General features: G+C 44.7%; 13 protein-coding genes. All 13 read left to right on the top strand.

What is annotated here, in order from left to right:
* Window positions 1-85: 85 nt before the first annotated feature.
* The 13 genes from HW988_RS15180 (at window position 86) to HW988_RS15120 (ending at window position 11,702) form a co-directional block, all read left to right on the top strand.
* Window positions 86-583, top strand: coding sequence for an adenine phosphoribosyltransferase (locus tag HW988_RS15180; RefSeq protein WP_181605039.1), 498 nt, complete (start codon window positions 86-88; stop codon window positions 581-583).
* A 16-nt stretch (window positions 584-599) separates the two neighbouring features.
* A complete protein-coding gene (locus tag HW988_RS15175) occupies window positions 600-1,163 on the top strand; it encodes a 5'-nucleosidase (RefSeq protein WP_181607823.1) in 564 nt (187 codons plus the stop codon).
* Window positions 1,164-1,335: 172 nt separating this feature from the next.
* On the top strand, window positions 1,336-1,686 hold the full coding sequence (hpf, locus tag HW988_RS15170; RefSeq protein WP_142701320.1) for a ribosome hibernation-promoting factor, HPF/YfiA family: 351 nt from the start codon (window positions 1,336-1,338) through the stop codon (window positions 1,684-1,686).
* 70 nt (window positions 1,687-1,756) lie between these two features.
* Complete coding sequence (locus HW988_RS15165) at window positions 1,757-3,067, top strand: sensor histidine kinase KdpD (RefSeq protein ID WP_181605038.1); 1,311 nt, start codon at window positions 1,757-1,759, stop codon at window positions 3,065-3,067.
* A 115-nt stretch (window positions 3,068-3,182) separates the two neighbouring features.
* Window positions 3,183-4,346, top strand: coding sequence for a methionine adenosyltransferase (gene metK / locus HW988_RS15160; RefSeq protein ID WP_181605037.1), 1,164 nt, complete (start codon window positions 3,183-3,185; stop codon window positions 4,344-4,346).
* An 82-nt stretch (window positions 4,347-4,428) separates the two neighbouring features.
* Window positions 4,429-6,228, top strand: coding sequence for a translation elongation factor 4 (gene lepA, locus HW988_RS15155; protein ID WP_181605036.1), 1,800 nt, complete (start codon window positions 4,429-4,431; stop codon window positions 6,226-6,228).
* Between the two features lie 4 nt (window positions 6,229-6,232).
* On the top strand, window positions 6,233-7,033 hold the full coding sequence (gene lepB, locus HW988_RS15150; RefSeq protein WP_142701316.1) for a signal peptidase I: 801 nt from the start codon (window positions 6,233-6,235) through the stop codon (window positions 7,031-7,033).
* Window positions 7,034-7,036: 3 nt separating this feature from the next.
* Entirely contained in the window at window positions 7,037-7,750 is a 714-nt protein-coding gene (gene lepB, locus HW988_RS15145; protein WP_181605035.1) for a signal peptidase I, read from the top strand.
* Between the two features lie 135 nt (window positions 7,751-7,885).
* On the top strand, window positions 7,886-8,323 hold the full coding sequence (locus tag HW988_RS15140; RefSeq protein WP_181605034.1) for a hypothetical protein: 438 nt from the start codon (window positions 7,886-7,888) through the stop codon (window positions 8,321-8,323).
* Window positions 8,324-8,381: 58 nt separating this feature from the next.
* Window positions 8,382-9,059 carry a signal peptidase I gene (gene lepB, locus HW988_RS15135; RefSeq protein ID WP_181605033.1) on the top strand — a complete coding sequence of 226 codons (678 nt, stop codon included), beginning with the start codon at window positions 8,382-8,384 and terminating at the stop codon, window positions 9,057-9,059.
* Window positions 9,060-9,094: 35 nt separating this feature from the next.
* Window positions 9,095-9,997, top strand: a complete 903-nt coding sequence (locus HW988_RS15130; RefSeq protein ID WP_181605032.1) for an aspartate carbamoyltransferase catalytic subunit — start codon at window positions 9,095-9,097, stop codon at window positions 9,995-9,997.
* Window positions 9,994-11,058, top strand: coding sequence for a glutamine-hydrolyzing carbamoyl-phosphate synthase small subunit (gene carA / locus HW988_RS15125; RefSeq protein WP_181605031.1), 1,065 nt, complete (start codon window positions 9,994-9,996; stop codon window positions 11,056-11,058). The genes HW988_RS15130 and carA overlap by 4 nt, the downstream gene beginning before the upstream one ends.
* Window positions 11,055-11,702 (top strand): hypothetical protein, encoded by a 648-nt coding sequence (locus tag HW988_RS15120; RefSeq protein WP_142701310.1) that lies wholly within the window; start codon window positions 11,055-11,057, stop codon window positions 11,700-11,702. The genes carA and HW988_RS15120 overlap by 4 nt, the downstream gene beginning before the upstream one ends.
* Window positions 11,703-11,779: the final 77 nt, after the last annotated feature.

Here is an 11,779-nt window from a genome sequence, read left to right as displayed (position 1 = left end):
GTATTTTCTTTGTTTGAAGGAAGAATTTTTCGTTGAGATTTAGACCTGGGTTGTTTAATTTGGCTCCGGTTTAGAGGGAGAAGTGATGGATTTAAAAAAGCTGATTCGAGATGTTCCTGATTTTCCTAAAGAAGGTATTCTTTTTCGGGATATGTCTCCGCTTTTGCAGAATCCGGATGCTTTGAGCTTTGTTTCTAAGAATTTGGTTTCTGGTGTGGATCTTTCTAAGGTTCAATATTTTGCTGGGATTGAGTCGCGTGGGTTTATTTTGGCGTCGCATATGGCGGCTGTTCACGGAAAAGGCTTTTTGCCGATTCGTAAAGCTGGCAAACTGCCTCCTCCTACGAAAAGAATTTCGTATGCACTTGAATATGGTACGGCGGAAATCGAGCTACCGGTTGGTGGTGGAAATATCATGATTGTGGACGATGTTTTGGCGACGGGCGGGACATTGCAGGCGGCTATTGATTTAAGCTCACTGGCTGGATATACAGTGCAGGCCGTGGCGGTTTTGGTGAATTTAACCTTCCTGAATCAAATGAAATTTAACGGTAAAGAGGTCTACTCCCTTGTTCAATATTAAAGACGTTGCAGTATTGATGGCTCTTCCCCATGAATCTCAGAATGTTTTCGAAAGCGAAAATATTTCCGTTCACTATACCGGTATAGGTAAAGTAAATGCCGCTCTGACGGCCATGGATGTGATTCACAAAACCAAATGTAAAGTGATCATCAATCTGGGCACGGCGGGGAGTTCTAAATTTAAAACTCACGAACTGATTGAAGTGTCCTCGTTCGTTCAAAGAGATATGGATATCACGCCGTTGGGCTTCAAAGTGGGGGAGACTCCCTTTGATCCGATTCCGGGCTCTATTGATTTGATTCCTTATTTCAGTGAGCTCCCTCATGGGGTTTGCAGCACGGGCGATAACTTTGAAACAGGCACGCCCAAGCTTCCTTGTGATCTTGTGGACATGGAAGGATATGCGATCGCTAAAGTCTGTCGCAAAATGGGCGTGCAATTGATCTCGCTTAAATACGTCACCGATGGGGCGGATCATAATGCGCACAATGATTGGGCCGCCAATCTCCTCCCGGGTGCGAAGAAATTATTGCTTTTTTATAAGAGAATGGTCGCTTCTGACGACAATGCTCCAGCTTAATCCGTGAAAATTTGTTTTCTCAAAATGAGAATTTAAATTAACCGCAAATTATTCTCTCCGGTTCTCATTATAGAGCTCATCTTTGGTCCAGCCGACCCGATAAGCTTAATGCAGCACGAGTGCTGGGGACCCACAGAAACTAAGGCCTTGAAAGGGGCTGGAGGAGAGAATAATGAAATTGAACACAACCTTTAAGCATCTTGATCACTCCGATTCACTTGTTGAGTATACGGAACAGCGTATGGAAGAAATCGGACAGTTTCTGCTTAGGGATGGGTACGGGGCCGTTTATTTTAGTAAAACCAAGAACGAATTCTGTGTGGAGATCTCGGTAAACACCCGAGAAAAATATTTTAAAGCGTCGTCATTTAGTGTGGACGTATATGCCGCCGTGGACTCGTGCGTGGAAAAGCTTGAAAAGCAATTCCTGAAAACCGCTAAGATGTTCAAGGACCATAAAAAACCTGAGCTTTCCAAGGAAGGCCGTCTGAATCAGATGCTGCGCGTGCGTAAAGCCGCTTAAGTCATTTTCTTTACATGAATAACTTCAACAAAAGGTGGTTTGAAACCACCTTTTGTTGTTTAATGACCTCATGAAAATGCCTGAGGTGAGTCCTTTAATTGGTAACTGGTTGTTTTCCTCGGTGGTTGAGGATGATGCTCTGACGAGATCTTACAAGTATCGTCTTTTGGTTATCATCACGGTTCTTACGGGAATGCTAATGTGGATGTATAGCTTCTTAGCTATCTTCCTGGTTACAAGCAAAGACCTCGCTATCATCGGCTTTGTCTGCTCCGCCATACATGCATTGTGTCCTGTCCTTTATAAGACCACACGTTCGATGGTTTTTTCTGTTTACACCATGGTCACGGCGGGAATGGTCTTCCAATTTGCTTTCTCTTTTTACACGGGTGGATTTTATTCGCCGACCTTGATTTGGTTTGCGGTGTTGCCAATGATCGTGGGCATTTTGACCAATAAAACCCATGCTCTGGCGTGGATCTTTATTTGTGTCGTGGATTTCATGATGATGTTCTTTTTGCAGACGAGTCGTCTGGTTCCAGCAAGTCAGCTAACGGCCGACGGCCGAGTTGTCGCTCAGTTCATGGTGGGCCTGGGGTTGATCGGTTTGGTTGGTGGTTTTACTTTGTTCTTCATTGAACTCGGTTATTTTTATCACAATAAAATCTCGGCTAAAAACATGCAGATTCGTCAGTTGTTTCGCGCGATCACTCACGATATTTTGAATCCTTTGGCTTCCGTCGACTTTACCCAAAGTCGCGTGATCAAGCGGTATCCGGATTTGGAAGCCGAGTTGAATCACTCAAGAAAAGTGATCGCGAATATTCGTCAGACCGTGGAAAATGCGCGCTATTTTGATGCGGCGGATTCGGGCCGTGTGGTTTTAAATATTCTTCCGGTTTCAGTTGGAAATCTTTTAGATTCGGTGGGGGCCTTGTTCGACGAGCGTTTGCGGGAAAAAAATCTGATCCTTGAAGTGGATCCTGAGATTCGCAATGTTCATGTGTTGGGTGATGAAATCAGTTTAAGAACACAGGTCGTGAATAACGCCATTTCTAACGCGATCAAGTTTAGTCCGCCAGGCGCCAAGATCGAAGTCAGCGGTGTTTCCCATGGCAGTGAGTTTGAACTTATCATTCGTGATCACGGGGTGGGAATTCCGCCTGAACGGATTCTGCAATGGGAGAGTGTTGGGGGCTTGGCGTCCACATTAGGTACATGGGGTGAAAAGGGCACAGGATTTGGACTTTTACTCATGAAGCACTATCTCGATAAGGCACACGGGCGTCTTCAAGTTCACAGCGTCTGCAGTCATATCGATCCTAAGAACAAAGGGACGCGTATTAGCCTTTTCCTTAAGAAGGCTCCGGCAATCAGTTGACCCCCAAATACGAGTTTGATAGGTTGCGAATCTGACTTAAAATGTTGTCAAACAAACCTAGTTGCACTCTGCCCCGGTTAGGGTGTGGCAATCCTCTCGATAAGGAAAATAAGAAGTGAAAAACTATCTTTTTACGAGTGAATCTGTTTCTGAAGGTCATCCGGATAAAATGGCCGATCAAATCTCAGATGGCGTTCTGGACGCTATCTTGGCTCAAGACCCTAAGGGTCGCGTTGCCTGTGAGACTTTGCTAACAACAGGTTTGATCGTTGTTGCTGGTGAAATCACGACTTCTGCAAAAGTTAACTTTTCAGAAATCGCTCGTGATGTTGTTAAACGTATTGGTTACGACCACTCTGATAAGGGTTTTGACTACAAAACTTGCGCAGTGACGGTTGCAGTTGGCCAACAATCTCCTGACATCGCAGTAGGTGTTAAAGAGACTTTGTCTGACGATCAAGGTGCCGGCGATCAAGGTTTGATGTTCGGTTATGCAGTGAATGAAACTCCGGAATTGATGCCTCTTTCAATCGCTATGTCTCACAAACTTGTGAAAGACTTGGCCACGATCCGTAAAGCTAACAAAGTGGACTGGTTGCGCCCGGATGCTAAATCCCAAGTAACTGTTCAATATGAAAATGGTATCGCGAAACGTATCGACGCGGTTGTGATCTCTACTCAACATGCGGACTCTGTTTCCAATGCAACTATCAAAGAATTCATCACTGAAGAGTTGATCAAAAAATCAATCCCCGCTCAGTGGATCGACGCGAAAACAAAATTCTTCATAAATCCAACGGGCCGTTTTGTAACAGGTGGTCCAATGGGTGATGCTGGTTTGACGGGTCGTAAAATCATCGTGGACACTTACGGTGGTCACGGTGCACACGGCGGTGGTGCATTCTCTGGTAAAGATCCTTCTAAGGTGGATCGTTCTGCGGCTTACGCAGCTCGTCACATCGCGAAGAACATCGTGGGTGCAGGCTTGGCAGATCGTTGCTTGCTTCAAGTGGCGTATGCGATCGGTGTTGCTGAACCAGTTTCCATCACTGTGAATGATTTCGGTACAAGCAAAGTGGGCTCTGAAGTGCTTGAAAAAGCGGTTCGCCAGGTCTTTGACTTGCGCCCAGCACGTATTACGAAGGATTTGGACCTTTTGAGACCAATCTATTCGAATACAGCAGCGTATGGCCACTTCGGTCGTAACGAAGAAGGCTTCACGTGGGAAAAACTTAACAAAGTGGAAGAACTCAAAGCAGCCGTAAAAGGCCTGGCTTAGTCCTTCTAAGATTTGAAATTTATTAATCATTGCGCCGAGTTGTCTCTAGCAACTCGGCGCTTCTTTTATAATAATGGCGCCAATGGATCCTAAGTTTATACGTAACTTCGCAATTATCGCTCATATCGACCACGGCAAATCAACTTTGGCAGATGGTCTTCTTTCCGTAACTGGCTCTCTTTCTGATCGTGAAAAGAAAGAACAGTTTTTGGACAACATGGAACTTGAGCGTGAGCGTGGGATCACAATCAAAGCTCAAACAGTTTGCCTGGATTTCAAATCCAAAGACGGTAACGACTATCAGATCAATTTGATCGATACACCGGGGCACGTGGACTTCTCTTACGAAGTATCCCGTTCTTTGGCTGCCTGTGAAGGCGCGATCTTGGTTGTTGATGCTGCACAAGGTGTGGAAGCTCAAACTCTCGCGAATGTTTATCTTGCGATGGAAAATAATCTTGAGATCATTCCCGTATTGAACAAAATCGATTTGCCATCTGCTGACCCAGAAGGTGTCGCGAGACAGATCGAAGATACAGTGGGCTTGGATACAACAGGAATTATTCACGCCTCGGCAAAAGAGAAAATCGGTATCACTGATATTCTTGAAGCAATCGTTGAAAAAGTTCCGCCACCAAAAGCAGATCGTTCACTCACTCCGCGTGGGTTGATCTTTGACTCTTGGTTTGATGCTTACCAAGGCGTAGTTGTCTTGGTTCGTATGGTTGATGGAGTCATTAAGAAAGGCGACAAAATCAAATTCATGGCCACGGATCGTGACTATGAAGTTTTGCGCATGGGTAAATACAAACCATTCCCAGCTCCTCAAGACACTCTCGAGGCCGGTGAAGTGGGCTTTATCATCTGTGGTATCAAAGATATCCGTGACGTAAAAGTCGGTGATACGGTGACGGGTGCAAAACATCCGGCAGCAGAGCCGTTGGCAGGTTTCCAAAGAATCAAGCCGATGGTTTTCGCAGGTATCTTCCCGGTTGTTGCCTCTGAATATGAAAGTTTGAAAGATGCCTTGGACAAGCTGTGCTTAAATGACTCCTCTTTGTCATACGAAGTTGAGAAGTCGGCGGCCCTTGGTTTCGGTTACCGTTGCGGTTTCTTGGGTCTTCTACATATGGAGATCGTACAAGAACGTTTGGAGCGTGAGTTCAATCTTGATTTGATCACGACAGCTCCTACGGTTGTTTACCAAATCACGCAAACTGATGGTTCCGTAATGATGTTGGAAAATCCATCGGGCATGCCTGATGAATCCAAGATTGCTAAGTTTGAAGAACCTTACGTAAAGGTGACGTTGCATACTCCAACCGAATATATCGGTGGTATTTTGAAGCTTTGCGAAGACAAGCGCGGCGCTCAGCTTAAAATGGAATATGTGAACGAAAAGAAAGTGATCATCGAGTACAAACTTCCAATGAATGAAATGGTTATGGATTTCTATGACCGTTTGAAATCTATCTCCAAAGGTTATGCATCTTTGGAATATGAATTCATTGGTTTTGAAGAATCGGACCTGGTTAAGTTGGATATTTTGATCAACTCTGAACCGATCGATGCGTTGTCATTGATCGTTCACAGATCAAAAGCAGTGACTCGTGGTCGTAAGCTGACAGAAAAGATGAAAGAATTGATCCCTCGTCAGCAGTTCCAAATCAATATCCAAGCGGCTATTGGTTCGAAAATTATTGCTCGTGAAACTCAAGGGGCGATCAGAAAAGACGTTACTGCCAAATGTTATGGTGGTGACATCTCTCGTAAACGTAAGCTCCTAGAGAAACAAAAAGAGGGTAAGAAGCGTATGAAGGCAGTCGGTTCTGTCGACGTGCCTCAAGAAGCCTTCTTAGCGATCTTGAAAGTAGAGGACTAGCATCATGGCAAAAGATCAACAGCAGACAAAACCACCTCCATGGGACTGGAGAACGAAGCATTTTTGGACAGAAGGTTGGGGTTCCCTATTCCTGGCTGTTTTTATTGCCCTGTTCATTCGTTGGGGTTTTGTTGAAGCCTACGTTATTCCGTCGGGTTCCATGCTTCCGTCTTTGTTGATTCACGACCATATTTTTGTGAACAAACTGACTTACGGTTTGCGAGTTCCCTTCAGTGAAAACTGGATGGTTAAATTCAACGAACCAAAGCGTGGTGAAGTGATCGTCTTTAAATATCCTCGTGATATGAGCACGTTCTTCATTAAACGTATCGTGGGCGAGCCGGGCGACAAGATCTATTATGAAAATGGAACTTTGTACGTAAACGACAAACCTGTTGAAAAGAAAGTTCCTGCGAATCAGGACGATTTCAATTGGTTGCGTGATGCTGACTTTACTCGTGACGGCAATGTGAACGACGCAAAGTCTAATTACGTTGAATTCACCGAAGCTTTGCCTCCGGGTAAAGAGGGCGGCGAAGGAAAAGACCATTCGATCCTTCTTCGTAAAGGTGATTTCTACGAAACATTCGGCCCTGTTGTAGTTCCGGCTGATCACTTATTTGTCATGGGTGATAACCGTATGAACTCGATGGATAGCCGTGTATGGAGCTTCTTGCCGAAGCAAAACATCCTGGGCCGCGCGATGTTTGTTTGGCTTTCTTGTGAGGAAACTATTCCAGCTTTGCCAATGATCTGTAATCCATTGACGATCCGTTGGACACGCTTCTTCCACCCAGTTAATTAATAAATGAATCAAGAAAACCCAGCAGAGAAAAATTTAAAAGGAACGTGGAATCAGGCGATTCTAACGTTCCTTTTTCCTATTGTGCTGGTGATGGGTGTTCGTTGGGCCTTGTTTGAGCCCTTCGTAATTCCGTCGGGAAGTATGATCCCCAACTTGTTAGTGCATGATCATATCCTGGTGAAAAAATTCGCTTACGGTCTGCATTTGCCCTTTAGTGATAAATGGATGGTTCAGTGGTCGCAACCTCAACGAGGTCAGATCATCGTCTTTAAATATCCTGAAAATCCAGACGTGTATTACATCAAGCGCCTGGTAGGGTTGCCGGGGGATGAAGTCGTTGTTAGAGCGGGTAAGATCGCTATCAACGGACAAGAGCTTCCTTTGGAAAAATTCGAATCTGCTCAAAATGAAAGTGGTTTTACCTACTTTACTGAAACCATGGAGCCTGCCAAGCATATCATTCGTTTCATGGATTTCAAATTTGACGACGATGCGACTCCGCAAGTTTTCAAAGTTCCTGAAGGCAATTATTTCTTCATGGGGGATAACCGCGATCAATCCAGCGATTCTCGAGTGTGGGGGTTTGTTAAAAAAGACTACATCGTGGGTCGCGCCTGGGCCATTTGGCTTTCCTGCGAAAGTACTTTGCCGACCATGACTTTCATGTGTGATCCAGCTCAGATGCGCTGGTCGCGTCTGTTTCAAGTTCTTAAGTAATTAAAGCCATTTAGGGTTGTTAACATTTGATAAAACAGTGGGTGTAAATTTCATTGGTTACGCGCCGCAGTGTTTCCCGGGGCGATTTGTGGTATCTACCCGCAATCTATTAACAAAATCAATCCTGGAGATATCATGAAATTGGTTTCTTTTATTGCAGCTCTTTTGACTTCTGTAAGCGCCTTGGCAGCTAGCTCAAACTACACAAACCTTGATGACAAAGCTAACTACATCGAAGCGGTTTCTGCTTCGAACCAAGACGGCGTTATTTCTTTGCGCGTAGTTGTACAAAGTGTTGGTCAATCAGTTGTTCCTACAGCAATCGTTGCTGATCAAACCGGTGGCTTTCAATGTAAAGTGATCAAAACTTTGTTGTTGGAAAGTTCATTCGACGCTTCTTCAAAAACATTCACTCAAGCTTACGAGACTAAAGTTATCTGGACTCCAGGTAACGAAAACAGCGGATGCTTGGTACATATCACTCACCCATCTTTGAATAATACTCGCGCCGTGATCTATATGGAGAATAAAGAATCAAATCCTTCTCCAATCAACGAAGGATACGATTACTAGTTTTTTCGCATTTCCAAAAAAGCTATCCGCGATCGCAAAAGTTAGTTAAGATTTTTTTATGACTCGTTGGCGAGAATACTTAACAACTCTAGTGATCGCGGTTTTTTTTGCGCTATTTGTGCGCAGCTATCTGGTCACGGCTTATAAAGTGCCAACGGGCTCCATGCAGCCGACGTTGAAACCCGGTGATTTTATTTTTTCTTCCCGCGTTTCCTACGGAATTCGCCTTCCATTCACCGATAAAATTTGGGACATCACCCCTCCCGAGAGAGGTGATTTGATCGTCTTTACATACAGCAATCAGCCGGGCATTTCCTATGTGAAGCGCGTGATCGGTTTGCCTGGCGATAAGATTGAAATCAAAGATGGCCGAGTGATTTTAAATGATCAGCCCCTTGAATATGTGAAGGCCGTAGATAACACAGTCGACAACCCGAACCCGGGGTTGTTTGAAGTCTTCGAAGAGAAATATCAGGATTCATCTTGGAGAGTGATCTTTCAAAAGCAGATGGAAGGTAAGGATTTTGGACCTATCATAGTGCCTCCGGATGAAGCCTTTATTCTGGGAGACAATCGTGATGCGAGTGACGACTCGCGCTATTGGGGTTCCGTTCCGACCTCACAGATTGTGGGCAAAGTCGTTTTGATCTGGCTCTCTTTGGATTGGCAGGAAAAATGGGGTGGTGATCGCTATCCTACAGTGCGTTGGAACAGAGTTTTTTCCACCGTTCATTGACATAAAACCCTCTGCCTTCTAGGCTGTTCTTCTAGATGTCATCTAGAACTCAGCACTCCATTCTTGATTTAGTTAGTCTTGAAAAAGAAAAAATCGGTCGTCTATTTTCAACGGCAGATCAGTTGGCATTGAATCCATTTTTACCATCGAAGGGCTTCGGCAAAACCGGAGCCCTTTTGTTTTTTGAAGCCAGTACTCGTACCAGAATGAGTTTCGAAACGGCATGTGCCCAATTGGGAGTTCATCCCATGTTGCTGGACGGAAAATCCGGCAGCAGTTTGGAAAAGGGTGAAACTCTTGAGGACACGGTCCTAAACGTCGCGGCGATGAAACCAGCTTTTGTGGTGATTCGTTCCGGCGATGAGTTGGATTTCAAAGCTCTCGCTGTAAAATTGGAAGTGCCAATCATCAATGCAGGGTGGGGTAAAAAAGGCCATCCGACTCAGGCCCTTCTGGATGCTTACACTATTCGCAAGCATCTGGGGAAAATCGAGGGTCAGAAAGTTTTGATCGTCGGTGACGCCCGTCACAGCCGTGTTGCAGCCTCTCATCTTGAGCTTGCAAAAAAGCTGAACTATGAAGTCGCTTTTTGCGGGCCAGTGAGTTTCTTGCCTGAATCTGCAGGAATTAAAATATTCAATTCTCTGTCAGAGGGTTTGAAGTGGGCGACGGTTGCAATGGCCTTGCGTGTGCAATTGGAACGTCATCAAGTGAAGTATTCATTGGAAGATTACCGTAAAGACTTTGGTTTTACGGTTGAGAATTTAAAAGCTCTTTCGGCAAACGCTCTTATCATGCATCCCGGTCCTATTAATCAAGGAACGGAAATGGATGCCGAGGTTTTGCAGAAAGATTCTCGATGTCGCGTTTTAGATCAAGTCGGTAATGGTGTTTTGGTTCGTCAGGCGATTTTGCTCGAAGTTTTGGGGGGATTATGAAGGGTTGGCTTGTTTTAGAAACGGGCGAAGTTTATCAAGGCGCTTGGCAGGGCGGTGAAAACCGTGCTGGTGAGGTGGTCTTCAACACTTCTCATTCTGGTTACGAAGAAATTGCTACAGATCCTTCTTACTTTTCTCAAATCGTGGTGATGACAGCGCCCATGCAGGGCAACTACGGAGTTGAAGACGAAGCTTGGGAATCTCGCCAGCTTTGGATCGAAGGTTTTATTTGTCTTGAAATCCAGGACACGGAACGCGACCAAGCCTGGAAAAAACGTCTGACCGATAATAAAATTCCTATGCTAACGGAGCTCGACACTCGTCACTTGGTGATGCGTCTGCGCAAAGGCGGAACTCCTTGGGGCGCTTTGGTTCAGGCTAATGATGAAACCCAGGCAAAATCTTTAGCTCAAGCTTTGATTGATAAAAAGAAGACTTTGGATAAAGACTGGGTTTATCTGGCATCCAGACAGCAGCCGGAAGTCCGCCGTGGCGACAATATGGTCGGCCCACGCGTGGCAGTCTTGGATTTTGGAAGCAAAGAAAACATTCTTCGTGAATTGCAAAATCGTTGTTCTGAAATCAAAATTTTCAACAGCCGCAGTTCCGTGCAGGAAATCATGAATTACAATCCCGACGGCATTATGCTGACTAACGGTCCCGGGGATCCAGCGGACGTGAAGGTGGCGATCGGCACGGTCAAAGAGCTTCTGGGTGTAAAACCGATCTTTGGTATTTGCATGGGGCATCAGATCCTGGGACTCGCTTTGGGGGGTAAAACCTATAAGCTAAAATTCGGGCACCGTGGCAGCAATCACCCAATCCAGGATACTATTTTAAATCAAATCTATATGACCAGTCAGAATCACGGTTATGCCGTCGATCAGGCGACATTGCCTGAGGATGTCAAAGTGACGCACACCAATCTAAATGATGGCACTGTGGCAGGTTTTTATAGTGAAAAAAGAAAGTGTTTGGGAATACAATATCATCCTGAAAGTTGCCCAGGCCCGCATGAAGCGAGTGGCCTGTTTAGTTATTTTGTAGAGCGGATGATATGAACGAATACGAAAAGTTAATCGAAAAGATTTTAAATCATTTTGTTAGCGAAGCCTTCAAGGACGAGTTGGCGATGGCCAAAAAGGAATTCTTTGAAAATGCCGGGACTCTTGATGAAAACTCCGAGCATTTTGAATCCCGTATGGCGCAGTTTTATGACTGGTATTTCTTCACTCGCGAACTAAAAGGTTTTGGTCAAACTCCATTGGATGCTTGCCACCTGGTTCGTGAACTTCGCTTTACTCCAGAAGAAGTGCAGTTGATCGAGGTTTTGAAAAAGCACCGTCATTCTATATTTGAATTTAATAAAATTAAAAACGGCGACGTTTATATCAAAGACTTGATGGCGAACAAAAAGTTGGTCGTTAAGCAGTCTCCGTATGTTTTCGGATTTGATCCAGACGAGTTGTTTGAAGTGCGTTTGATTCCTCATGGGGAATCTTACATTTTTACTCGCGGCTTCTGCTTCCATCCGGAAAGTGCGAAAAAGTTTATCTTGAGCGAAGTAAAACGTCATCGCAAAGATCCGGATTTGGATCCTGATCTTATGATGCTTCGTTTGATCAAAATGAGATACAAGTTTGAGCAGTACAAGCACGTGAAGCCCGAGATGATCTATTCCAACGAGGGAAAACTCGGTATTTAATTTTTTGTTTTTTAAACTCCGGTACATCCGGAGTTTTTTTTGAGCGCAGTTCGAAGTTTTAATGTTTTTTGCTAAGG

This window comes from Bdellovibrio sp. KM01, assembly GCF_013752535.1.
In the GTDB taxonomy this organism is placed as follows: Bacteria; Bdellovibrionota; Bdellovibrionia; order Bdellovibrionales; family Bdellovibrionaceae; genus Bdellovibrio.
The sequence above is the reverse complement of the archived record's forward strand: the minus strand, read 5'-3'. Positions and strand labels throughout refer to the sequence as shown.

Coding starts and splice junctions, on each gene's coding strand:
- lepB (WP_181605033.1), top strand. CDS start 8,382: ATGACTCGTTGGCGAGAATACTTAACAACTCTAGTGATCGCGGTTTTT.
- HW988_RS15120 (WP_142701310.1), top strand. CDS start 11,055: ATGAACGAATACGAAAAGTTAATCGAAAAGATTTTAAATCATTTTGTT.
- HW988_RS15165 (WP_181605038.1), top strand. CDS start 1,757: ATGAAAATGCCTGAGGTGAGTCCTTTAATTGGTAACTGGTTGTTTTCC.
- HW988_RS15130 (WP_181605032.1), top strand. CDS start 9,095: ATGTCATCTAGAACTCAGCACTCCATTCTTGATTTAGTTAGTCTTGAA.
- carA (WP_181605031.1), top strand. CDS start 9,994: ATGAAGGGTTGGCTTGTTTTAGAAACGGGCGAAGTTTATCAAGGCGCT.
- HW988_RS15175 (WP_181607823.1), top strand. CDS start 600: ATGGCTCTTCCCCATGAATCTCAGAATGTTTTCGAAAGCGAAAATATT.
- lepA (WP_181605036.1), top strand. CDS start 4,429: ATGGATCCTAAGTTTATACGTAACTTCGCAATTATCGCTCATATCGAC.
- hpf (WP_142701320.1), top strand. CDS start 1,336: ATGAAATTGAACACAACCTTTAAGCATCTTGATCACTCCGATTCACTT.
- HW988_RS15140 (WP_181605034.1), top strand. CDS start 7,886: ATGAAATTGGTTTCTTTTATTGCAGCTCTTTTGACTTCTGTAAGCGCC.
- lepB (WP_142701316.1), top strand. CDS start 6,233: ATGGCAAAAGATCAACAGCAGACAAAACCACCTCCATGGGACTGGAGA.
- lepB (WP_181605035.1), top strand. CDS start 7,037: ATGAATCAAGAAAACCCAGCAGAGAAAAATTTAAAAGGAACGTGGAAT.
- HW988_RS15180 (WP_181605039.1), top strand. CDS start 86: ATGGATTTAAAAAAGCTGATTCGAGATGTTCCTGATTTTCCTAAAGAA.